21 protein-coding genes are annotated in these 23,569 nt (G+C 61.0%); 13 read left to right on the forward strand and 8 right to left on the reverse strand.

What is annotated here, in order from left to right; all coding sequences use genetic code 11:
* The first annotated feature begins 7 nt into the window (after positions 1 to 7).
* Positions 8 to 820, forward strand: a complete 813-nt coding sequence (locus FFI16_RS21615) for an SDR family oxidoreductase (protein WP_138816766.1) — start codon at positions 8 to 10, stop codon at positions 818 to 820.
* Here FFI16_RS21615 and FFI16_RS21620 read toward each other — a convergent pair.
* Positions 817 to 1,674: a LysR family transcriptional regulator gene (locus FFI16_RS21620; protein WP_138816767.1), complete on the reverse strand. Its 858-nt coding sequence runs from the start codon at positions 1,672 to 1,674 to the stop codon at positions 817 to 819. The genes FFI16_RS21615 and FFI16_RS21620 overlap by 4 nt on opposite strands.
* A 111-nt stretch (positions 1,675 to 1,785) precedes the next feature.
* Between FFI16_RS21620 and FFI16_RS21625 the strand changes: the two genes are divergently transcribed.
* From FFI16_RS21625 to FFI16_RS21635, 3 genes are all read left to right on the forward strand, one after another.
* Complete coding sequence (locus FFI16_RS21625; RefSeq protein ID WP_138816768.1) at positions 1,786 to 2,970, forward strand: MFS transporter; 1,185 nt, start codon at positions 1,786 to 1,788, stop codon at positions 2,968 to 2,970.
* Entirely contained in the window at positions 2,967 to 3,371 is a 405-nt protein-coding gene (locus FFI16_RS21630; RefSeq protein WP_138816769.1) for a DUF4440 domain-containing protein, read from the forward strand. The genes FFI16_RS21625 and FFI16_RS21630 overlap by 4 nt, the downstream gene beginning before the upstream one ends.
* A 142-nt stretch (positions 3,372 to 3,513) precedes the next feature.
* A complete protein-coding gene (locus tag FFI16_RS21635; RefSeq protein ID WP_138816770.1) occupies positions 3,514 to 4,800 on the forward strand; it encodes a hypothetical protein in 1,287 nt (428 codons plus the stop codon).
* Between the two features lie 18 nt (positions 4,801 to 4,818).
* On the opposite strand, the gene FFI16_RS21640 is transcribed toward FFI16_RS21635, so the two are convergent.
* The 4 genes from FFI16_RS21640 to FFI16_RS21655 are packed head-to-tail and all read right to left on the reverse strand — an operon-like array spanning position 4,819 to position 9,576.
* Positions 4,819 to 5,676, reverse strand: a complete 858-nt coding sequence (locus FFI16_RS21640) for an HlyD family secretion protein (protein ID WP_138816771.1) — start codon at positions 5,674 to 5,676, stop codon at positions 4,819 to 4,821.
* Between the two features lie 10 nt (positions 5,677 to 5,686).
* Positions 5,687 to 5,887, reverse strand: coding sequence for a DUF1656 domain-containing protein (locus FFI16_RS21645; RefSeq protein WP_057724643.1), 201 nt, complete (start codon positions 5,885 to 5,887; stop codon positions 5,687 to 5,689).
* The gene (locus FFI16_RS21650; protein ID WP_138816772.1) at positions 5,877 to 8,054 is read right to left on the reverse strand and encodes an FUSC family protein; all 2,178 of its coding nucleotides are present in this window, start codon (positions 8,052 to 8,054) and stop codon (positions 5,877 to 5,879) included. The genes FFI16_RS21645 and FFI16_RS21650 overlap by 11 nt, the downstream gene beginning before the upstream one ends.
* A 10-nt stretch (positions 8,055 to 8,064) precedes the next feature.
* Positions 8,065 to 9,576, reverse strand: coding sequence for an efflux transporter outer membrane subunit (locus FFI16_RS21655; RefSeq protein WP_138816773.1), 1,512 nt, complete (start codon positions 9,574 to 9,576; stop codon positions 8,065 to 8,067).
* A 182-nt stretch (positions 9,577 to 9,758) separates the two neighbouring features.
* Between FFI16_RS21655 and FFI16_RS21660 the strand changes: the two genes are divergently transcribed.
* From FFI16_RS21660 to FFI16_RS21680, 5 genes are all read left to right on the forward strand, one after another.
* Complete coding sequence (locus FFI16_RS21660; RefSeq protein WP_017138167.1) at positions 9,759 to 10,727, forward strand: LysR family transcriptional regulator; 969 nt, start codon at positions 9,759 to 9,761, stop codon at positions 10,725 to 10,727.
* Between the two features lie 215 nt (positions 10,728 to 10,942).
* Positions 10,943 to 11,917 carry a D-glycerate dehydrogenase gene (locus FFI16_RS21665; protein ID WP_138816774.1) on the forward strand — a complete coding sequence of 325 codons (975 nt, stop codon included), beginning with the start codon at positions 10,943 to 10,945 and terminating at the stop codon, positions 11,915 to 11,917.
* A gap of 141 nt (positions 11,918 to 12,058) precedes the next feature.
* Complete coding sequence (locus tag FFI16_RS21670) at positions 12,059 to 12,961, forward strand: chemotaxis protein CheV (RefSeq protein ID WP_138816775.1); 903 nt, start codon at positions 12,059 to 12,061, stop codon at positions 12,959 to 12,961.
* Between the two features lie 3 nt (positions 12,962 to 12,964).
* The gene (locus FFI16_RS21675; RefSeq protein ID WP_138816776.1) at positions 12,965 to 13,447 is read left to right on the forward strand and encodes an N-acetyltransferase; all 483 of its coding nucleotides are present in this window, start codon (positions 12,965 to 12,967) and stop codon (positions 13,445 to 13,447) included.
* Positions 13,448 to 13,555: 108 nt separating this feature from the next.
* Positions 13,556 to 14,299, forward strand: a complete 744-nt coding sequence (locus FFI16_RS21680; protein WP_138816777.1) for a YkgJ family cysteine cluster protein — start codon at positions 13,556 to 13,558, stop codon at positions 14,297 to 14,299.
* Between the two features lie 10 nt (positions 14,300 to 14,309).
* Here FFI16_RS21680 and FFI16_RS21685 read toward each other — a convergent pair whose 3' ends face one another.
* The 3 genes from FFI16_RS21685 to FFI16_RS21695 form a co-directional block, all read right to left on the reverse strand.
* On the reverse strand, positions 14,310 to 15,473 hold the full coding sequence (locus FFI16_RS21685) for a transporter substrate-binding domain-containing protein (RefSeq protein WP_138816778.1): 1,164 nt from the start codon (positions 15,471 to 15,473) through the stop codon (positions 14,310 to 14,312).
* A 266-nt stretch (positions 15,474 to 15,739) separates the two neighbouring features.
* A complete protein-coding gene (locus FFI16_RS21690) occupies positions 15,740 to 16,522 on the reverse strand; it encodes a transporter substrate-binding domain-containing protein (protein WP_138816779.1) in 783 nt (260 codons plus the stop codon).
* A gap of 170 nt (positions 16,523 to 16,692) precedes the next feature.
* Positions 16,693 to 16,926 (reverse strand): hypothetical protein, encoded by a 234-nt coding sequence (locus FFI16_RS21695; protein WP_056858969.1) that lies wholly within the window; start codon positions 16,924 to 16,926, stop codon positions 16,693 to 16,695.
* Positions 16,927 to 17,141: 215 nt separating this feature from the next.
* Between FFI16_RS21695 and FFI16_RS21700 the strand changes: the two genes are divergently transcribed.
* From FFI16_RS21700 to FFI16_RS21715, 4 genes are read left to right on the forward strand one after another with little or no spacing between them, the layout of a single operon-like run.
* The gene (locus FFI16_RS21700; protein ID WP_138816780.1) at positions 17,142 to 18,308 is read left to right on the forward strand and encodes an efflux RND transporter periplasmic adaptor subunit; all 1,167 of its coding nucleotides are present in this window, start codon (positions 17,142 to 17,144) and stop codon (positions 18,306 to 18,308) included.
* A complete protein-coding gene (locus tag FFI16_RS21705) occupies positions 18,305 to 21,400 on the forward strand; it encodes a multidrug efflux RND transporter permease subunit (RefSeq protein WP_138816781.1) in 3,096 nt (1,031 codons plus the stop codon). Before FFI16_RS21700 ends, FFI16_RS21705 begins: the two co-directional genes overlap by 4 nt.
* A gap of 10 nt (positions 21,401 to 21,410) precedes the next feature.
* Entirely contained in the window at positions 21,411 to 22,088 is a 678-nt protein-coding gene (locus tag FFI16_RS21710) for a heavy metal response regulator transcription factor (protein WP_017138176.1), read from the forward strand.
* Positions 22,078 to 23,442, forward strand: coding sequence for a heavy metal sensor histidine kinase (locus FFI16_RS21715; RefSeq protein ID WP_138816782.1), 1,365 nt, complete (start codon positions 22,078 to 22,080; stop codon positions 23,440 to 23,442). The genes FFI16_RS21710 and FFI16_RS21715 overlap by 11 nt, the downstream gene beginning before the upstream one ends.
* The last annotated feature ends 127 nt before the right edge of the window (positions 23,443 to 23,569 follow it).

Raw genomic sequence — 23,569 nt, forward strand, 5'->3', positions numbered from 1 at the left:
TTGACCCATGCCCAACGTACTTATCACCGGTTGTTCCAGTGGCATTGGCCGCGCCCTCGCTGACGCCTTCAAATCCGCCGGCTTCGACGTGTGGGCCAGCGCCCGCCGCGAAGCCGATGTCGCCGCACTTGCCGCTGCCGGTTTCAACGCCGTGCAGCTGGACGTCAACGACAGCGCGGCCTTGCAGCGCCTGGCCGAACAACTCGGTGAATTGGATGTGTTGATCAACAATGCCGGCTACGGCGCCATGGGTCCGCTGCTCGACGGCGGCACCGAAGCCATGCAGCGCCAGTTCGAGACCAACGTGTTTTCCATCGTCGGCGTCACCCAAGCGCTGTTCCCCGCGCTGCGGCGCAGCAAAGGTCTGGTGGTGAATATCGGCAGCGTTTCGGGTGTGCTGGTCACGCCGTTTGCCGGTGCCTACTGCGCATCGAAAGCGGCAGTGCATGCCTTGAGCGATGCCTTGCGCATGGAACTGGCGCCGTTTGGCGTGCGCGTGCTGGAAGTACAGCCGGGAGCCATCAATACAAGCTTCGCCAAAAACGCCGGCGCTCAGGCCGAACTGCTGATCAACGAACAATCGCCCTGGTGGCCCTTGCGCGAAGGCATTCGTGCGCGCTCCCAGGCCTCGCAGGGCAACCCTACGTCGGCCGAGCATTTTGCAGCTCAAGTGCTTAAGGCTGTGCAACACCCAAAACCGCCAAGGATGTTGCGGGCGGGCAATGGCAGCCGGGCGTTGCCGTTGATGGCGGCGTTGTTGCCTAAGGGATTGTTGGAGAAAGTGCTGAAGAAACGCTTCGGACTCTCGGGCTCACTCTAGCCCTTCATAAAATCAATAAACGCCCGCACCTTCAGCGGCAAATGCCGCGTGTCCGGGTACATCGCGTAAACCCCTTGCGGGGCAAAGTGATGGTCCGCCAATAACCGCACCAACCGCCCCGCCTCCAGATCACCCTGCACCAGCCATTGCGGCAGCACCGCCACACCATGCCCACGCACGGCGAAGGCCTGGAGAACGGAGGCGCTGTCGGCCACCAGCGCAGCAGGGCCGGAACGGTATTGATGCTCGCCGCCGGCCGGGTCGGTCAGGCTCAGCTCCGTCAAGCGGCCATGGCCTAACTTGGGCACGCGCTCCAACGCATCCAGGGTTTGCACCTTGGCAAACTCAGGTGCGGCTACGGCAAACACCTCATAGGTCGATAGCTGCACCGCCCGGTGATTGGAGTCGAGCAGTCGCCCCAGCCGAATCGCCACGTCAAAGCGTTCGGAGATCAAATCGGCATGGGTGGAGGATGTGGATAAGTGAATGTTCAAGTCCGGGTGCAGGCGCCGAAAAGCCTCCACCGCTGGGGCGACGACTGCCAGCGCGTATTCCACCGTGGTGGTGATGCGCAAGGTGCCTTTGAGCTGGGCATGTTCAGAGCGGGCTTCTTCCACCGCCAGCCGGGCTTCTTCGAGCATGCGCGTGCAACGCAGGTAAAAGCGCTCGCCGGCATCCGTCAACGCCAACTGGCGGGTGTTGCGGGTCAACAGGGTCACGCCCAGTTCTGCCTCAAGGCGCTTGAGGTTGAAGCTGACCACCGCGCGGGTCTGGCCCAGCCGGTCGGCGGCGGCGGTGAGCGAGCCGGCCTCGACCACGGCCTTGAAGGTGTCGAATCGGTCCAGGCTGACCATCGGCAGCCGCCTCCTTTGTCAAAATATTTTTGACAAACTAACAGGCAAACCGGCGTATCCCAAACCCTGCATCACGCCTACCCTGCCCGCTTCACTCGCAGGATCGCGTTTATGACCTACCGCTCGAAAGTCGCCTGGATCTTTCTGCTGGGCTTTGCCCTGGACCTGGTGAACATGTTTGTCGCCACCGTCGCCTACCCGGATATCGCCCTGGAACTGCGCGCCTCGGTGACGCAATTGGCCTGGGTCAGCAACGCCTACATGCTCGGGTTGACTGTGATCATTCCCTTCAGTGTGTGGCTGGCAGCCCTGTTGGGCGAACGCAACCTGATTGCCACGAGCCTGTTGCTGTTCGCGGGGGCCTCGGTGATGGTTGGCCAGGCCGGCTCGATTGAAGTACTGATCGGTTGGCGTTTGCTGCAAGGCTTGGGCGGCGGCTTGCTGATCCCGGTGGGGCAAGCCTTGGCGTATCGACATTTTCCACCCGCAGAACGCAGCTCACTGACGGCACGCGTCATGTCGGTGGCCCTGCTGGTGCCGGCGTTGTCTCCAGCGTTGGGTGGCGTGATTGTCGACAGCGTCTCGTGGCGCTGGCTCTTCTATGCCAACCTGCCGCTGGCATTGATCACCTTGCTGCTGGCAATGCTGTGGATAAAACCCGACGTGCCCGCAACGGAGCGCCCGGCACTGGATGTGGGAAGTATCTTCAGGCAAATCCGCAGCCCGATGCTGCGGGTGGCGATGCTGGTCTACCTGTGCATCCCTGGCGTTTTTATCGGCACCAGCCTGATCGCCATCCTTTATCTGCGCGGCCTCGGCTATGACGCCACACAGACCGGTGCGCTGATGCTGCCGTGGGCAGTGGCATCGGCACTGGCGATTTACCTGAGTAAAAAACTGTTCAACCGTTGCGGTCCAAAACCGTTGCTGCTGGCGGGCATGGCCCTGCAATGCATTGGCATCCTGCTGTTGAACCAGCCAACCTGGGTAATCCCCGCCTACGGGTTGATGGGGCTGGGCGGCAGCCTGTGCAGCAGCACCGCACAGACGCTGGCGTTTCTCGACATTAGCGCTGAGCGCATGGGCCACGCCAGCGCCCTGTGGAACATCAACCGGCAAGTGAGTTTTTGCCTCGGCGCGGCGCTACTCAGCGCGCTGTTGTCGGCCTTGGATTCCTTCGCCACAACCTTCACGATAGCCGCAGCCCTGACACTGCTGCCCCTTTTCGCGGTGCTGCGCCTGGATGCGTCCAGGGTACGGACACTGCTTCACCCTGCCAGCGAGCCACAAGCATGATTGATTACAGCGATTTTTTTGAAGAAGTAACCCAGACCCACGTCGAGATCGAACAATGGTTTGCCGGGGTTGCGCCTGAAGGCACATTGCAGAACTTGCTCGCACGGTTTTCGCCTGAGTTCAGCATGGTTGCGCCTGCCACCGGCGCACGGGTCAATGCGGCCGGTGTGAATGCGCTGTTCACCCGCTTGGGCGGCATGCGCCCAGGGCTGAAGATCACCCTGAGCGAAATGACCGGGATTGACCGGCATGCGCGCGGCGCCACGGTGACTTATCGCGAACACCAGATTGATGACAGCGGCACGCAGACCGATCGACGCGCAACCGTGGTGTTCGAGAAGCAAGCGAGTGGCGCGCTGTTGTGGCGGCATTTGCATGAGACCTATGTGTTACTCCCTTGAGCAAGCAATGACCACTTAATACCTGTCAGATCTGACAGTAGACAAGGTATGCCCCCAAGAACAGACTCAAGACTGTTGCTTCGGCTATGAACGTCCCGTGCCGACATGGCAGCGCTCCGCTAACTGAGAGAGGCATACCAACATGAATGTTGCTAACGGCTCCGGCACTAAGGACCCAAGCTTTGGCGTCAATGGAGAAATCACATTATATGAGATCCTGGCGGAGCATCCTGAACTGGTCGTGTTGCATCTCTTCAAAGGGCTGACGACCGATAAGGAAGGCAACATTCTGTTCTGTGCCAACTTATTTCAAAACGGCCTCAATAACATATTTGGCTTAGGCCGCTTAGACGCCAATGGCAAACTTGATAAAACGTTTGGCAACAAGGGTCTGGTTACCGGTAACTTCTTCCCCTTAGTGCCGGCCGGAGGTTCAAGGCTGACAGTCCAACCCGACGGAAAAATCCTGATGGTGGGCTGGACATGGCGTGACAAGGACAATGGTTGGGCAGACGTGGTCGTTGCGCGCTTCGAAAGCAACGGCGCATTTGACACAGCTTTTGCCAATCAAGGCATGTGCACTCTACTCACCCATAAGGACGAAGGGTTGACGGCAGACTCGACGACCGTGCACGTACAGGATGATGGGTACATTCTGGTCAGCGCCAATTACTCCAAGCGCTACAATTCGCACTCGACAGTGGGCACTGTGTTTCGCTTGCAGCCCAATGGTGAGTTGGACAGCGTTCTTAACGGCAATGGCAGACTGGACTTCAAACTGAAGAACACCGCTGCCGCCACTGCCGTTAACGCCTGTATCAGCCAGGGCCACGACCAGAAAATCGTTATTGCCGGCCATGCCCGATTCACCCCTACACTCCATACCGCAATGTTCGCGCGGCTCAACCACGACGGCACGTTGGACGAAACCTTTGGTGATCCGCAAAACCCGGGTGTCTACCGCATACTTGGCATTACCGACCACACTACCTTCAACGGTCTCACGGAGCGCGCAGACCGCAGTCTTGTAGGTGCCGGCCAAGTGGGCATGAACTATGTCGACGCTACACGCGGGTTACTGTGCGCCATTACCCCCAATGGCGCGGCGCATCAGTTGTTCAATCAAGGCAAGCCCTTGGTCAGCCAATTCAATAGCGCTTACGACAATGGCTGGCACGCCATCATGAGTACAGCCGCAGGCGACCTTGTCACGGCCTCATCGGGCAACTTGATCTACATAGCCAAATTCAATGCCGACGGCACACTGAATAAGCCCTTCAACAACCAAGGCTATAACGACTTGGGTTCCCCAGCCCGAAACGACCCTGTGCTGCTAACCGAACTAGCCGAACAGAGAATCCTCATCGGTGCCAACATAATCGGTGTAGAACCAGAGGGCATAGGGTCTCTGCAGTGTTTCTTTGGATAGCTTGAATATCAAGGCGACTCAGAGGCCGCGATCAACAATCACCGTGCAAGTGATCCCCGCCGCCAACAACACACCCTGCGGCACTTCATCAATGTGAATCCGCACCGGCACCCGCTGGGCCAGGCGCACCCAGTTGAAGGTCGGGTTCACATCGGCGATCAGCTCACGGCTCTCGGGGTTGTCGCGGTCGTAGATACCCCGCGAGATGCTTTCCACATGGCCCTTTAAGGTCTCGCCGCTCATCAGTTGCATATCGGCTTTGTCGCCCACCTTCACATGGGGCAGCTTGGTTTCTTCGAAGAAGCCGTAGACCCAGAACGAGTTCATGTCCACCACGGCCATTTTTGCCTCGCCGATGCGCGCGTAGTCGCCGCGATGCACATTGAGGTTGGTGACATAGCCGTCCACTGCCGCCACCACTTGTGTGCGTTTCAAATTAAGCTCGGCGGCTTCCAGTTGTGCCAGCGCGTGCTGGTAATCGGCCAGGGCCGAGTCGGCGATGTTGCTGGCGTCGTCGCGGTTTTCCTTGGAGATCACCAAAGCGTCGAGGTCGGCGCGGCGATGGGCGTTGACCTTGCGCATCTCCCAGGTGGCTTTGCGCGAAGCCACCAGCGACTGCGCCTGCTTGACGGCAATGCGGTAGTGCTCAGGGTCGATCTGCATCAGCAGGTCGCCCTTTTTCACCAACTGGTTATCACGCACCGGCACGTCCACCACTTCACCGGTGACGTCCGCCGCCACATTGATAACGTCGGCGCGCACGCGGCCATCGCGGGTCCAGGGCGTTTGCATGTAATGCACCCACAACGTGCGGCCAATCCAGATCGCCAAAGCCAGTACCAGCAAGGTCGCGAGCAGGCTGAAAAACTTTTTCATCGGGGCATTCTCAACGGTAGACGCTCAGCGCCAGGGCGCCGAACAGGCAAACGAACAGGCTCAGGCGCAGCAACGCCGGGTGCCAGAAAAAACGGTACAGGTCGAACCCGGCCAGGAAGCGGTCCAGGGCCCAGGCCAGGACGGCCGCGACCAGAAACATCAGGGTCATGGTCGGCATGTACAGGCCATGGAAGGCGATTTCACGGGGCATACGGGGCTCCTTTAAGGGCCGCCAATGGCGATTGCGGGTCGAGCAACGAGGTGCGGATAAAGTGCAGGTAGCTTTTGACCCGGCGCAGGGCCGAGGTGTCGAAGTGCGGGGCGAAGGGTTCGTCGGTGGCCTGTACGCGGCTGATCGCATGGTCCACAGCGACCAGGCCGCGCTCCAGGTTGCTGGTGCTGGGCTGCAGGAACAGCCGTACCAGCGAGCGGCCCATCACGCGGATCGCCTGGCGCCACGGCTGGGATTCGGCATACGCCGGGTGCACCGGCAAAATCGCCTGTTCCTTGCGCAGTTCGATGATCGCGTGGCCGACTTCCAGCACCACAAACATCCAGCGCAGCAGGTCGCGCTGCACGTGCGGCTGGCCGACGGCGAGGCCGTAGGCCTGGTGCAGCAGGTCGCGGGTGCGGCTTTCAAAACTCGAGGCCAGGCCCTTGAGCTTGCCGCTGATCGCATACACCACTTGCTCGCGCAGGTCCTGCTCCAGGCGGCGCCACAACCAACGACTGTTGGGCGGCAGGATGATCGCCCCCGCCGCTGCGCACACCAGCATGCCGATGATCATGGCGATGTAGTCGTTGATAAAGGTGTAGGGGTTGTAGACCGTCAGATTGTCCGGCACCGAACCGGTGCTGAAAAAGATCAGCAGGCCCACGCCAACCCCGGCGTATTGCGGGCGTGAAGCCAGGAACGAGCCGAAGATGATCACCGGCGCGAGCATCACGCACAGCAACGGGAAGCCGTCGATCCAGGGGAACACGAAGAACATTTCGACAAAGCCCACCAATGCGCCGATCAAAGTGCCGCAAGCCATCTGGAAGGCCATGCGCTTGGGGTTGGGCGTGGCGGCGGACAGGCCGACCGTAGCGGCGGCAATCAGGGTCATGGTTGCGCCGCTGGGCCAGGCGGTGGCCACCCAGTAACTGCCGAGCACAATGAGGATGAACGCCGCACGAAGCCCCGAAGCCGCGCAGGCCAGCCAGTTGGTCTTGGGGATAAAGGTCTCGTTCCACTGTTCGCGTTCATGGCTGTGTTCGGCCAGAGAGGCGTGGGTCAGCGCGTAGTTGTGCACGTCATCGACAAAGCGATAAAGCAACTCATAGGCGGTATGAAAATCCAGCTGTTCGGCTTCGCTTGGGTTGGCCTCTTGAAAGCTTGCACGCAGGGCACGCACCTTGGCGGGCAGCTCGTCTTTGTAGGCACTGAGTTGGTTGGCCAGCCGTGCAGCGTCGGGGCTGGTGAGCGCCTGGCCGGAGAAGCCGTCGAGCACTTCGGCAAGGTCCTGCAAACCGGGCCTGATCGCCGCAACCACGTGATCGGCCGCATCGGCGCGCAGCCGTTCGAGCAACTGGTGCAGGGCGTTGAAGCGCGTAGTGATGCTCATGAACTCGCTGTTGAGGCGACTGAGCCGGCCATTGCGTCGACGCATGTGCGGGTCTTCAAACACGGTGACGCTGCGCAGCCCTTCCAGGCCCACCGCTTCAGCGATAAAGCGCACGTTGCTGGCCTCGAAACCTTCACGCTGGCTGCGCCCCCGCAGGCCGTCGGTGACGAACAGCGCAAATACGCCAAAGCGCTGATACAAGGCGTTGCGCATCGCCGCGCTGGAGGTTTGCGGCAGGATCGCGGCGCTGACCACGGTGGAACAGATAATCCCCAGGGAGATTTCCAGCACCCGCCATACCGCCGCCATAAATGCGCCGTCCGGGTTTGCCAGCGCCGGAAGCCCCACCATCGCTGCCGTATAACCGGCCAGCACAAACCCATAGGCGCGAAAGTTGCGATTGCGCGTGGCGCCAGCGGTGCAAATGCCCACCCAGATCGCCAGCGCGCCGAGGAACAACTCGGTGTTCTGCGCAAACAAAGCGATCAACAACACCATCACCGCCGAGCCCGCCAAGGTACCGAGGAAGCGATAAAAGCTTTTGGCAAACACCTGGCCGCTCTGCGGTTGCATCACGATAAACACGGTGATCATCGCCGTGCGCGGTTGCGGTAACTCCAGGCGCATGGCCAGCCACAGCGTCAGGAACGCAGCAATCAACACCTTGAAGATATACACCCAGGTCACGCCATCACTGCGTGCCCAGTCGAAAAAACCACGGCGCCACTCAAGGGAATGCAGCCAGCGCAGCGGTGCAGGCAAGGGAGTCATTGCAATTTACTCAGTGATCAAACACGGCGAGCGCCGCCGGGGTTTTGCTCGGGAGCGTCTTGGCGTCCTGTGGTACGTCGCTGCCGGCACCGAGCCCGCCACCCAATGCCGTGACCAATTCAGCATGCGCACTCAGGCGCGCAGCCTGCACCTGTTGCTCAACCTGTTGCTGGCGGAACAGCAGGGTCTGGGCGTTAAGCACATTGAGGTAATCGGTGAGGCCGCGCTGGTAGGCGATCATGGCGATGTCGTAGGTTTTCTGCGCCGAGGCCACCGACTGCGCGGCAAAGGTGGCTTGCTTGTCCATGGATTCGCGGCGGATCAACTGGTCGCTGATGCCCTTGAGCGCATTGACCAGCGTCTGGTTGTACTTGGCCACGGCGATGTCATACCCGGCGCTGGCTTCGCCCAATTGCCCCCGCAAACGACCACCGTCGAAGATCGGCAAGCTGATCGCCGGGCCGACGGTGTAGTTGAATTTCTGCCCGCTGAGAAACCCCAGCATCGTACCGCCGGTGGCCACATAACCCAGGCTGCCGACCAGATCGACGTTGGGGTAGAAACCGGCGTGCGCCACATCGATGCCGCGCGCCTGGGCGGCGACCTGCCAGCGGCTGGCGACCACATCCGGACGTTGGCCGAGCAATTGCGCGGGCAGGCTCGAAGGCAGCTTCAGCGGTGCAGCCAAGGACAAACTCGGGCGTTGCAGTTGCGCGCCTGCGCCTGGGCCTTTGCCGGCCAATGCCGCGAGCTGGTTGCGGCTCAGGGCGATTTCCTCGTCGAGGGCGTCGAGCTGGCGATGGGTTTCCGGCAGCGGCGTTTCGGCTTGGCTCACATCGAAATGTGTGCCGATGCCGGCGTTCAGGCGTTTGTTGGCCAGATCCAGAATCTGCTGTTGCTGGGCCAGGGTGGCGGCAACGATATCGCGGTTGGCGAAGTGCAATGACAGCTGGATATAGGCGCGCACCACATTGTTCTGCAATTCGAGCTGGGCCTGACGCGCTTCGGCGGCGCTCATATGCGCCAGGTCGACGGCACGCTCGCTGGCATTGCTTTCACGGCCCCACAGGTCAAGGGCGTAGCTCAGGCCCAGGGACGAGGTGTTGTCCCAGGTATTGGCTCCGCTCAGCTCGCCCGGCCCGTAGAACTGATCTTTCGGCCAGCTGTGGCGCTTAAGGGTGGTGTCACTGTTGATCTGCAACGACTCGGCCGCCTCGGCAATCCCGGCCATGGCCCGCGCTTCCCGCACCCGTGCGGCGGCCATGGCCATGCTCGGGCTGTTTTGCGTGGCGAGGTCGACCCAGCGGTTGAGTTGCGTGTCGCCGTAGGCTTGCCACCATTGCGTAGTGGGCCAATGGGCGTCCTGGGCGGCGCTCTGGATGGCGGCGTCGGTGGCCAGGGTATTGGCGTTGAGGGCCTGGCCTTGGGGGGCGATTCCTCCGGTTCCGATGCAGCCGCTGATTGCTAACGATAAGGCCCAAACACTGAGAGTCTTAAGCTCTCTGCTGATGCGACGCGGCACGGCGAACGAATTCCTGAGGTGGTGAGGCGGGGAAGGTGGCGCAATTCTAGGGGGCGCCATGGGGAACGATAAGCTGGCATTCCTGTGAATCTTTGTTACCGTTCAGGCGATAATCCGTTGGTAGGGATCACTGGACGGCGTAACTTTCTGTCACAATTTGCTATCTCCCTTGAGAACACTCCATGGACACTTTGCAAAATATGCGCGCCTTCAGTTGCGTGGCCGAGGCCGGCAGCTTCACCGCCGCCGCCGTGCAACTGGACACCACCACCGCCAACGTCTCGCGCGCGGTCTCCAACCTTGAGGCCCATCTGCAAACCCGCTTGCTCAACCGCACCACGCGCCGCATCGCGCTGACCGAGGCCGGCAAGCGCTATTTGCTGCGTTGCGAGCAGATTCTTGCCTACGTCGAGGAAGCCGAGGCGGAAGCCAGCGACGCCCACGCACGCCCCGCCGGGCAGTTGAAAGTGCACACCATGACCGGTATCGGCCAGCATTTCGTGATTGATGCCATTGCGCGTTACCGGCGTACCCACCCCGACGTGACCTTCGACCTGACCCTGGCCAACCGCGTGCCGGACCTGCTCGACGAGGGTTACGACGTGTCCATCGTGCTGGCCAGCGAACTGCCGGATTCGGGTTTTGTGTCCCAGCGCCTGGGCATCACCTACAGCATCGCGTGTGCCTCGCCGGATTACGTCAAGGCCAAAGGCTGCGCACAGCGGCCACAGGACTTGCTCAACCACGCCTGCCTGCGCCTGGTAAGCCCGGTGATCCAGCTGGACAAATGGACCTTCAACGGCCCCGAAGGCCAGGAAAGCGTGGCGATCAACACCTCGCCATTTCTGGTGAACTCGGCCGATGCGATGAAAACCGCGATCACCAGCGGCATGGGCGTCGGCCTGCTGCCGGTATACGCCGCCATCGAAGGCCTGCGTAACGGCACACTGGTGCGGGTGATGCCCAATTACCGCTCGCAGGAGCTGAACCTGTACGCCATCTACCCGTCGCGCCAGTACCTGGATGCGAAGATCAAGACCTGGGTGGAATACCTGCGCGGTTCGTTGCCGGAAATTCTGGCAGCGCATCAGGCGGAGTTGGTGGCGTATGAGTTGAGCGGCAGCCTCGGCGGCACACGCCTGGCGAACTGATTTATACCTGGCAACACAGATCAACTGTGGGAGCGGGCTTGCTCGCGAAGGCGGTGTATCAGCCACTGGATGTATCGACTGACCCACCGCATTCGCGAGCAAGCCCGCTCCCACATTTTGAACTGTGTACACATGGGGTCGGCGGTGTCCTGACAATTGTCGGCAGGAATGTTAGCGTGCTTACCATTCTCCCGTAGTCGATGAGCCCGCCTGCAATGAAAAAGACTGTCCTCGCTTTCAGCCGCGTCACCCCGCAAATGATCGAACGCCTGCAACAGGACTTCGAGGTCATCGCGCCAAACCCCAAGCTGGGTGACATCAACGCACAGTTCAACGAAGCCCTGCCCCACGCCCATGGCCTGATCGGCGTGGGCCGCAAGCTGGGGCGTGCGCAGCTGGAAGGCGCGAGCAAGCTGGAAGTGGTGTCCAGCGTGTCGGTCGGCTACGACAACTACGACGTGCCGTACTTCAACGAGCGCGGGATCATGCTCACCAATACCCCGGACGTACTCACCGAAAGCACCGCCGACCTGGCCTTCGCCCTGCTGATGAGCAGTGCGCGCCGCGTGGCCGAGCTGGATGCCTGGACCAAGGCCGGCGAGTGGAAAGCCAGCGTTGGCGCGCCGCTGTTCGGTTGCGATGTACACGGCAAGACCCTCGGCATCGTCGGCATGGGCAACATCGGCGCAGCTGTCGCGCGGCGCGGGCGCCTGGGCTTCAATATGCCGATTCTGTACAGCGGCAACAGCCGCAAGACCCAGCTGGAGCAGGAGCTGGGCGCGCAGTTCCGCAGCCTGGACCAGTTGCTGGCCGAGGCGGATTTTGTCTGCCTGGTGGTGCCGTTGAGCGACAAGACCCGCCACCTGATCAGCACGCGCGAATTGGCGCTGATGAAGTCCAGTGCGATCCTGATCAACATTTCCCGTGGGCCGGTGGTGGATGAGCCGGCGCTGATTGAAGCGCTGCAAACCCGGAAAATCCGTGGCGCCGGGCTGGATGTGTATGAACAAGAGCCGCTGGCCGAATCGCCATTGTTCCAACTGAGCAATGCCGTGACCCTGCCGCATATCGGCTCGGCCACCCATGAAACCCGTGAAGCCATGGCCAACCGCGCCCTGGACAACCTGCGCAGCGCTCTGTTGGGCCAGCGTCCGCAGGATCTGGTCAACCCGCAGGTCTGGAAGGGCTGACACCAAGCTCATATGGGACGGGTTTTGTGTGGGAGTTGGCTCCCATACAAGCCCAGCCCGACACAAAATCCGGTTAAAGCCTGGCTCCTCCAAGTCGATAACCTTCCATAGATCGTCATCCCTGATCCACAGAAGGTTTTTATGTCCACCACCAAAGCCCGCGCAGATTCACTCTCGCTTCTGCTCTTTACCTTGCGCAGCGGCAAGCTGATGGCCATCAACCTGCTCAAAGTCAGTGAAATCATCCCCTGCCCGCCGCTGACCAAGCTGCCGGAGTCGCACCCTCACGTCAAAGGCATCGCCACCCTGCGCGGTGCCTCGCTGTCGGTGATCGACCTGAGCCGCGCCCTCGGCGAAATGCCGCTGAAAGACCCGAACGGTGGCTGCCTGATCGTCACCGACGTCAGCCGCTCCAAGCAAGGCCTGCATGTGCAGGCGGTGAGCAAGATCGTGCACTGCCTGACCACCGACATCCGCCCGCCACCCTATGGCTCGGGCGGCAATCGCTCGTTTATCACCGGCGTAACCCAGGTCGAAGGCGGCCTGGTGCAGGTGCTGGATATCGAAAAGGTCATCCACGGCATCGCCCCGGCCCCCGTTGAAGCGGCGCCGACCGACTTGACCATGGAAGAAGCCGAAGTGCTCGGCAACGCGCGAATCCTGGTGGTGGACGACAGCCAAGTGGCTCTGCAGCAATCGGTGCACACCCTGCGCAACCTCGGCCTGACGTGCCACACCGCGCGCAGTGCCAAGGAAGCGATTGATGTGCTGCTGGAGCTGCAAGGCACGGCCGAGCAGATCAACGTGGTGGTGTCGGACATCGAGATGTCCGAAATGGACGGTTACGCCCTCACCCGCACCCTGCGCGAAACCCCGGACTTCCAGGAGCTTTACGTGCTGCTGCACACCTCGTTGGACAGCGCGATGAACAGCGAAAAAGCCCGCCTGGCGGGTGCCGACGCGGTGCTCACCAAGTTCTCGTCGCCCGAGCTGACCAAATGCCTGGTGGTTGCCGCGCAAACTGTGGCGCAAAAGGGTCTGTAAGCGGTGGCGGAGTATTTTCAACTGCTGCGCCGCGACCTTACCGCCAGCCTGCCTGCACCGCAGTGGCCGGCCGACACCCGGCTGGATCATTACCGCGATGAGCTGGCCCCGGCCATCCATGCCGTATTGCGCATGACCCAGGACCAGGGCGGCGGACGTGTCGCCAGCCTGGAAGAATGGCGCCGACAGTTCATCACCGACGCCGAATTCGACCCCACGCTATGCCTGGTGGCCAGTAACGCAGACGGCATTCTCGGCGTGGCCCAGTGCTGGACCAGCGCGTTTATCAAGAACCTCTCGATTCACCCGTGCGCCCAAGGCCAAGGGCTGGGGCGCGCTTTGTTGCTGCACACCTTCCACGTGTTCAAGCAACGCGGCGAACCCTATGTGGACCTGAAGGTGCTGGAAAGCAACCAACGCGCCCGGCAGTTGTACGAAAGTGCCGGCATGCTGTTTGTACTGCGTGACCAGGTGCCCGAGGGCTGACAGGCACTGGCGCATAACTTGCTTCCACTGAGCCTGAACAGTGAATAGAGGCAAAAACCCGTCACCGTTCAAGAGTGCCCTCTGACCTTGCCTGGTGACAGATCCTCCATGAACACTCACTTTTCCTGCGTGGGTTGCGGCAAATGCTGCAGCGACCATCACGTTCCCCTGACCCTCGAAGAAGCCCGCAGTTGGGCGGCTGACGGCGGTAACGTCATCGTGCTGGTGGAGGGTTTTCTCGGCAGTGGCCTGGGTTTACCGGTGCAACAACGCGAGCATGCCGAACGCCGTTCAGTGATAGTGCCGAGCGGCAATACCGAGGCGTTTGTGGCAATCACCTTTGCCGCCTACAACGCCGGGCGTTGCCGGAATCTTGACGAAGACAACCGTTGCGGCATCTACGAACGTCGTCCGCTGGTGTGTCGCATCTACCCGATGGAAATCAATCCGCACATTCCTTTGAACCCCGCCGCCAAGGATTGCCCGCCGGAGTCCTGGGAACAGGGGCCGGCGCTGATCGTCGGCGGTGAGTTGATGGATGCAGAGCTGGCTGAGCTGATCCGTCGCTCCCGCCAGGCCGACCGTGACGATGTGCAGACCAAGGAGGCTGTGTGCGCCTTGCTGGGTATTCGTACCACGGCGCTCAAGGGCGATGGGTTTACTGCGTATTTGCCGGACATGGGCGCGTTTGCCCAGGCGATCGAATTGGCGGCGGGTCAGCCATCCGTGGCCAGTGAGTGGGTCTTTCACGTTTCCGGCATGGACATCGCCGAACAACTGTTGGACGCCGGCGCCCAGATCGCAACCCAGGTGCCGGCCAACTACGCGTTTATTTCGTTGCAGGCCTCTTAGACCAGCAACCTCAGAGGCTGGCCAGGCACTCGATTTCTATCCGCGCATCGTCCAACAGTTTGCCCGCCGCAAAGGTAGTGCGGGCAGGCAGACGGTCGGCGGGAAAGTAGCTGGCATAGACGTTGTTCATGGCTGAAAAGTCTTTGATATCGGCAAGAATCACCGTGCACTTGGCCACTCTGTCCATCCCCAAACCCTTGCCCTTCAGCGTGCTACGCAGAGTTTCCAGCGCCTGGGCAGTTTCTGCGCGAATGCCTCCGCGCACGAGCTTGCCGTTTTTATCGAGCCCTAACAGCCCTGAGAGGTAGAGCGTTTTTCCGACTTGCACGGTTTGTGAAAACGGTAAGCCACCCTCGGCCGGTGTGTAAACCATCTTGGCCGGTTCGGGGCTCCCGGCGGCGGGCGCCAGGTAGGGCTGAGTGATCGCCAGGTACTTGCCATTATCTTTCAAGCGCTGCAGAGCCTTGTTCAGCGCTGCCGTCAGATCAGGCGTGGCCTTGCGAGTGGCGATGGCGACACCGCCACCCAGCATCTCATCAACCACCGTTGGCCCTGCGAAGGCAAACGCTGCGCCTTTGGAAGTGTTCAGCAATGCTTCGTTGATTTCGATGGTGTTCTGCAGGGTCGCATCAAGCTCACCCGCCAACAGGCTGCTGATTAACTCGCCATTGAGGTTGAAGCTGCGCACCGTCACGCCTTGAGGAGCCCAGCGTGCCCTGGCGAAGGCTTCACGGCTGGTGCCCGCCAGAACGCCGACACGCTTGCCTTTGAGCGATGTGGGATTGGGCAGCAAGTCTGAGCCGCTACGGGCTACCAAGCGGCTTTCGAGGGGATAGAGAATGTCTGTAAAGTCGATTGTTTCACGCCGCGCCGGTGTGGGCGTCATCGGCATGATTGCATCGAAATGGTTGGCTTGCAGCGCCGTAATATTGGTTGCATAAGGCTGATCAACCCATATACAGCGCGCGTTGAGTTCAGTGCAAAGCGCATTGCCCAATTCGATATCCAGCCCCACAAGCTCGCCTTGCGCATTGCGGTACTCAAAGGGTTTTACATCCGCCTCAACCCCGAACCGTATCTCCTTCCAAGGGTTTTCAGGTGACGGGGCCACAGCACATCCACTCCCGGCCAACGTAATCAGAGCAAGCGCTAGTATTCGTCCTACCGTAGTCATAAACCTGTCCTGTGCAAATAGTGGCGTGAAGCGCTCAGGGCTCAATCATGGTTTGCGACCCTGACGCGCAAGACGTTCTAACAAGCACTAACGGGTCTCTCAGTACGACACGCCTGTTTGTTTAGTAGGAACAATCCCAAACTCATAGTAGCGGAGCCTTTTCGGCCATAGCCGCACTATTGGAAGAGTTGGCAGGGCCGTCGGCTTTTTGCGCACCGATAGGGCAAATACTGATCCAGTTCATGTTCCGCGCAAATAATTGGCCATCACTGGATAGAGGGCGGCTCATCCAAGTGATAACGCGCCAGAATCCGCTGGTATTCACCGTTGTGCATCAGTTGTTCAAGCGCGTGGTTGAGATCGTTACGCAAGCTGGAATCAAACTTGCGTACGGCAATGGCAATGCCATTGCCCAGCAGTTCGCCGGACAAGGCCGGCCCCATAAAGTCGAAATCCTGGCCATCCGGGGTGTCGAGCAGCGCCTTGCGAATTTCCACAGTGCCTTGCAGCGTCGCATCAATAGTGCCGGCCACCAGGCTGCGAGCCAGTTCGTCGTTGAGCCAGAAACTCTTGATGATGACGCCCGCCGGCGCCCACTGCGACCGCGCAAAGGCTTCGCGGTTGCTGCCCAGCAATACACCGACACGCTTGCCCTTGAGCGAGCGTGTGTCGGGCAACAAGCCGGAGTCCTTATGGGCCACCAGACGCGTGGTAAAGGGATACAGATTATCGGTGAACCCCACCGACCGCCGCCGCCCCGAGGTGGCGGCCATGCCCATGATCGCATCGAACTGCCGGGCTTCGAGGGCCGGGAAGTCTTCGACAAACACCTGATCGACCCAGGTGCAACGCACATTCAACTGTGTACACAGGGCATTGCCCAAGTCGATGTTCAAGCCCACCAATTGACCTTGCGGGCTACGACTCTGAAAGGGCGGGAACTGCGCGGCAACAGCAAAGCGAATTTCGCGCCGGGGTTGATCATCGTCGGCCACGGCGTCGATCGACAGCAAGAGGGCAAGTGCTGCACACAGGGGTATCAAAGCCACGGGAAACATCCTTTTCCAGAAAGACCAGCCTTGGCCACCTGGCCCGATCTGAACGGTCGGGGGGTGGAATCAAGGCTGTGCAAGCTTTCTAGAAACGGTCGTGGGTCTTCAATCAGAAATATCAGCAGGTGTTGTAGTCCGCACCTGATAAAACGCTGGTCGTTCTATTCTCAGCGTTTACCCATCGAGCGGCGAGTGCCCGGCGGCGCCATGCCTGGCGACTTGGTATGGCCGTTCTTGGCGCCATTCTTGTACCAAGGCTGGGCGGCATTCTTGGCCCCGGCCAGTTCACCCGGCTTGAACGGAAACTTGAACGCCGGGATCTCGGCTTTTTCAACGCTTTGAGCGTCGGCCGGATCGACGAGGTCGGCCGCTTCAACAGGGGGTTGTGTCGGGGAAGTCATGGAAGCTCCGGGGCGTACATAAAATGAGGCGGTGGCCGACTTGCGGGCCACGCTGGCGCGCAGTATACCTGCACGCCTCGGATCTTTAACCACCGCCGTTACGAATGGTCGGACTTTACTGACAGCGCTGTCAGTTAGCAGTCACCGTGCTGACCGGGTTGGCGGGCTATAAAGAACGCTCACTCTCCCAACCCTTTGCGCCGGCGCCCCACCCCATGCACATTCAACGAAAAACCGCCCTGATCGTGGGTGCCCTGGTGGTCGTGGCAATTGCAGCCTGGGCCTTCAACCGACCGGCCAAAACCAAACTGGCGGTGTCCACCGCCATCCCGGTGCGGGTGGTGAGCGTCACACAGCAGGACATTCCTCGATTTGTCAGCGGTATCGGCTCGGTGCTGTCGCTGCACAGCGTGGTGATCCGCCCGCAAATCGACGGCATCCTCACCAAGCTGCTGGTCAAGGAAGGCCAACTGGTCAAGGCCGGTGATCTGCTGGCGACCATCGATGACCGCTCGATCCGCGCCAGCCTCGACCAGGCCAAGGCACAACTGGGCGAAAGCCAGGCACAACTGCAAGTGGCGTTGGTGAACCTCAAACGCTACAAAGAACTGAGCGTCGACGACGGCGTTTCCAAGCAGACCTATGACCAGCAGCAAGCGCTGGTCAACCAGCTCAAGGCCACGGCGCAAGGTAATCAGGCCGCGATTGATTCGGCCCAGGTACAGCTTTCCTACACTCAGATTCGCTCGCCTGTCACCGGCCGTGTCGGTATTCGCACTGTGGATGAAGGCAACTTCCTGCGTATGAGTGATACCCAAGGCCTGTTCTCGGTGACGCAAATCGATCCGATCGCCGTGGAGTTCTCGTTGCCGCAACAAATGTTGCCAACCCTGCAAGGCTTGATCGCCGCGCCCACTCAAGCCAGCGTCGATGCCTACATGGGCGCCGACACTGACGGCCAGACCGGCGACCTGCTCGGTGAAGGCCACTTGAGCCTGATCGACAACCAGATCAGCTCCACCACCGGCACCCTGCGCGCCAAGGCTGAATTCAACAACGCTTCGCAGCGCCTGTGGCCGGGGCAACTGGTGACCATCAAGATCCAGACCGCCCTCGACAAAAACGCCCTGGTGGTGCCGCCGACCGTGGTGCAACGTGGGCTCGACGCGCATTTTGTGTACCGCGTCAACGGTGACAAGGTTGAGATCGTGCCGGTGCAGGTGGCCTATCAGGACAGCGACGTGAACATCATCAAAGGCGTGCAAGCCGGTGATGTGCTGGTCAGCGATGGCCAGTCGCGGCTCAAGGCCGGTGCGCAGATCGAGGTGCTCAAAGAGCCACCGCAAGTGATCCAGACCGCCCAAGCCAAGGTGCAACCATGAGCGGCAGCCGTTCGCCGTCCGCCTGGTGCGTCGACCACCCGGTTGCTACCCTGCTGCTGACCTTTGCTCTGGTGCTGCTGGGGCTGATTGCCTTTCCGCGCCTGGCTGTGGCGCCACTGCCGGAGGCGGAATTCCCGACCATCCAGGTCACCGCGACCTTGCCCGGCGCCAGCCCGGACACCATGGCCTCCTCCGTGGCCACGCCTTTGGAGGTGCAATTCAGCGCCATCCCCGGCATGACCCAGATGACCTCCAGCAGCGCCTTGGGCTCAAGCCTGCTGACCCTGCAATTTACCCTGAACAAAAGCATCGACACCGCCGCGCAGGAAGTGCAGGCGGCGATCAACACCGCCTCCGGCAAACTGCCCAGCGACATGCCGAGCCTGCCGACCTGGAAGAAGGTCAACCCGGCCGACAGCCCGGTGCTGATCCTCAGCGTCAGTTCCGACAGCATGCCCAGCACCGAACTGAGCGACTATGTGGAAACCCTGCTGGCGCGGCAGATCAGCCAGATTGACGGCGTCGGCCAGATCAATATCACCGGCCAGCAACGCCCGGCGATTCGCGTTCAAGCTTCACCGGACAAACTCGCGGCCATCGGCCTGACCCTCGCCGACGTGCGCCTGGCCATCCAGCAGTCCAGCCTGAACCTGGCCAAAGGTGCGATCTACGGTGAGAACAGCGTGTCGACATTATCGACCAACGACCAGCTGTTTCACCCGGAGGAATACGGCCAACTGATCGTTTCCTACAAGAACGGCGCGCCAGTGCAACTGCGTGACATTGCCAAAGTCGTCAACGGTTCGGAAAACGCCTACGTACAGGCCTGGTCCGGGGATACGCCCGGGGTCAACCTGGTGATTTCGCGCCAGCCCGGCGCCAACATTGTCGAGACCGTGGACCGCATTCAAGCCGAGCTGCCGCGCCTGGAAGGCATGCTGCCGGCTTCGGTGCAGGTCAGCGTGTTGACCGACCGCACCAAGACCATCCGCGCCTCGCTGCATGAAGTGGAAGTGACGCTGCTGATCGCCATCTTGCTGGTGGTGGCGGTGATGGCGCTGTTCCTGCGCCAACTGTCAGCCACGCTGATTGTGTCCAGCGTGCTCGGCGTGTCGCTGATCGCCAGTTTCGCGCTGATGTATGTGCTCGGCTTCAGCTTGAACAACCTGACGCTGGTGGCGATCGTGATCGCCGTGGGCTTTGTGGTCGACGATGCCATCGTGGTGGTGGAGAACATTCACCGACACCTGGAGGCCGGTCTGGATAAACGCGAGGCGGCGATCAAGGGCTCCGGCGAGATTGGTTTTACCGTGGTGTCCATCAGCTTTTCGCTGGTGGCGGCGTTTATTCCGCTGCTGTTCATGGGCGGCGTGGTCGGGCGGCTGTTCAAGGAGTTTGCGCTGACGGCCACCTCGACCATCCTGATTTCGGTGGTGGTATCGCTGACATTGGCGCCGACATTGGCCGCCCTGTTCATGCGCGCGCCGACTCATCGTGCCCATGACAAACCGGGCTTCAGCGAGCGCCTGCTCGCCGGCTACGCGCGCAACCTGCGCCGCGCGTTGGCGCATCAACGCAGCATGGCGGCGATCTTCATGGTGACCCTGGCGTTGGCCGTGGTCGGCTACGTGTTTATCCCCAAGGGTTTCTTCCCGGTGCAGGACACCGGCTTTGTCCTCGGCACCAGCGAAGCGGCGGCTGACGTGTCGTACCCGGACATGGTCGCCAAGCACAAGGCCCTGGCCGAGATCGTCAAGGCCGACCCGGCGGTGGAAGCGTTTTCCCACTCGGTGGGCGTGACCGGCAGTAACCAGACCATCGCCAACGGGCGTTTCTGGATCGCCTTGAAAGACCGCGGCGATCGCGATGTGTCCGCCAGCCAGTTCATCGACCGCATCCGCCCCAAACTGGCCAAGGTGCCGGGCATCGTCCTGTACCTGCGCGCCGGCCAGGACATCAACTTGAGTTCCGGCCCAAGCCGCGCCCAGTACCAATATGTACTTAAGAGCAACGACGGCCCGACACTCAATACCTGGACCCAACGCCTGACCGAAAAACTGCGCGCCAACCCGGCCTTTCGCGACCTGTCCAACGACCTGCAACTGGGCGGCAGCATCACCCACATCAGCATCGACCGCCTGGCGGCGGCGCGCTTTGGCCTCACGGCTACCGATGTCGACCAGGCGCTGTATGACGCGTTTGGCCAGCGCCAGATCAACGAGTTCCAGACCGAGATCAACCAGTACCAAGTGGTGTTGGAACTCGACACCCAGCAACGCGGCAAGGCCGAAAGCCTGAACTACTTTTACCTGCGTTCACCGTTGACCAACGAGATGGTGCCATTGTCGGCACTGGCCAAGGTCGACCCGCCCAGCGTGGGGCCGTTGTCCATCAGCCATGACGGCATGTTCCCGGCCGCCAACCTGTCGTTCAACCTGGCACCCGGCGTGGCATTGGGCGATGCGGTGATCATGCTTAACCAGGCCAAGAACGAAATCGGCATGCCGACCACCCTGATCGGCACCTTCCAGGGCGCCGCCCAGGCGTTCCAGAGTTCGCTGGCCAGCCAACCGTGGCTGATCCTGGCGGCGCTGGTGGCGGTCTATATTATTTTGGGTGTGCTGTATGAGAGCTTCGTGCACCCGCTGACCATCATCTCCACCTTGCCGTCGGCGGGCTTGGGGGCGTTGATCATGCTGTGGTTGCTGGGCCAGGATTTTTCGATCATGGCCTTGATCGGTCTGGTGCTGCTGATCGGTATCGTCAAGAAAAACGGCATCCTGATGATCGACTTTGCCCTGGAGGCCCAGCGCGTGCGCGGGCTGCCACCTGAAGAGGCGATTTATGAAGCCTGCGTCACACGTTTCCGGCCGATCATCATGACCACCCTCGCGGCCCTGCTCGGCGCAGTGCCGTTGATGCTCGGCTCCGGGCCAGGCGCGGAACTGCGCCAGCCGCTGGGTATCGCAGTCGTCGGCGGCCTGTTGGTGAGCCAGGCGCTGACGCTGTTCACCACACCGGTCATATACTTGTACCTTGAGAAGTTTTTCCACAGGCCCAAACCAGCGCTGGCGCTGGCGACCACACACTAAAGGCGGGGTCATGCGCGTCCTGATTATTGAAGATGAAGAAAAAACCGCGGACTACCTGCACCGTGGCCTGACGGAACAAGGTTACACCGTGGATGTGGCACGCGAAGGCGTCGAGGGTTTGCACCTGGCGCTGGAGAACGATTACGCGGTGATCGTGCTCGATGTGATGCTGCCCGGCCTCGACGGCTTTGGGGTGTTGCGCGCACTGCGGGCACGCAAGCAGACACCGGTGATCATGCTCACCGCCCGCGAACGCGTGGAAGACCGCATTCGCGGCCTGCGTGAAGGCGCCGATGATTATTTGGGCAAACCGTTTTCGTTCCTCGAACTGGTGGCGCGCCTGCAAGCACTGACCCGCCGCAGCGGCGGGCATGAGCCGGTGCAAGTCACCGTGGCCGACCTGTGGATCGACCTGATCAGCCGCAAGGCCAGCCGCAACGGCCTGCGCCTGGACCTGACCGCCAAAGAGTTCTCGCTGCTCAGCGTGCTGGCGCGGCGCCAGGGTGAAATCCTGTCCAAGACCGCGATTGCGGAAATGGTCTGGGACATCAATTTCGACAGCGACGCGAATGTGGTGGAAGTGGCGATCAAGCGCCTGCGCGCCAAGCTCGACGGGCCGTTCGAACACAAGTTGCTGCACACCATTCGTGGCATGGGTTATGTGCTGGAGAGCAGAAGTGTCGGCTAACTCCATCGCCCTGCGCCTGAGCGGCATGTTCACCCTGGTGGCGCTGCTGATCTTCGTATTGATCGGCGGCGCGTTGTACCAGCAAGTGGATCGCGGCCTGGGCCTGTTGCCGGGCGCCGAACTGGATGCGCGCTACAGCGTGCTGGAATCCTCGGTGAACCGCTTCGGCACGCCGGACCACTGGGCAAAGATCACCGCCAAGTTGAAGTTGCTCGGCGAAGAAGACCCGCGCATCCGCTTTTGGGTGGTGAGCAGCGACCCGAGCTACGAATACGGCAGCCCCGACGCGCAGATCCGTGCATTCGCCCAAGGGCCGACGGGCAAACGCGACTTGCGCCTGCCTGGGCATGAATACCCGTTCAAGGTGCTGGTAAGCCAGTTCGCGGCCAAGGATCAACGCCCGCCGCTGCGCTTTATGATCGCCATCGACACCGAGAACTTTCGCGCCACTCAACACCATCTGTTGATGGCGCTCATCGGCCTGGCCTGTGTCGGCGTGGCGCTGGCGGCTCTGTTGGGCTTTTGGGTCTCGCGTATCGGCCTCAAGCCGCTGGGCAAGCTCTCGGATGAAGCGCAAAAACTCGCACCACCCAAACTCTCCGGGCGCCTGCAGTTGTCGCCCTTGCCGCCGGAGCTGAGCCAGTTCGTTAACTCGTTCAACTCCACGCTGGATCGGGTCGAACAGGCGTATTCGCGCCTGGAGTCGTTCAATGCCGATGTGGCCCACGAACTGCGCTCGCCGCTGACCAACCTGATCGGCCAGACCCAGGTGGCGCTCACCCGTGGTCGTTCGGCCGAGCATTACTTTGAGGTGTTGCAATCGAACCTCGAAGAGTTGGAACGTCTGCGCTCGATCATCAATGACATGCTGTTCCTGGCCAGCGCCGACCAAGGCAGCAAGGCCACCAAACTGATCGAAAGCTCCCTGGCCGATGAAGTCGCCACCACCCTCGACTACCTGGACTTCATCCTCGAAGACGCCCAAGTCAACGTGCGCGTGCGCGGCGATGCCATGGTGCACATCGAAAAAGCCCACCTGCGCCGCGCCCTGATCAACCTGCTGAGCAACGCGGTGCAGCACACCGCGCCGGGGCAGATCATCGACGTGAATATTGAGGTGCAGGAACATTGGGTGGCGATCGGGGTGACCAACCCCGGCGATGAGATCGCCAGTGAGCATTTGCCACGTCTGTTTGAACGCTTCTACCGAGTGGACGCATCGCGCAGCAACAGCGGCGCGAATCACGGGCTGGGGCTGGCGATCGTCAAGGCGATTGCATTGATGCACGGCGGCGATGTGTTTGTGCGCAGTGAGGGCGGCGGCAATACCTTCGGCATTACCTTGCCGGTGTAACTCACAAGAACACCTCAATCCAATGTGGGAGCGGCGCGTCAACCACCAGCGCAACTGTTGCGGTTTGGGCAACAGTCATTATCTTGTTACACTCTATATCGCACCGCTCACCTGCGTTACTTTGACG

Source organism: Pseudomonas sp. KBS0710 (assembly GCF_005938045.2).
Taxonomy (GTDB): Bacteria; Pseudomonadota; Gammaproteobacteria; order Pseudomonadales; family Pseudomonadaceae; genus Aquipseudomonas.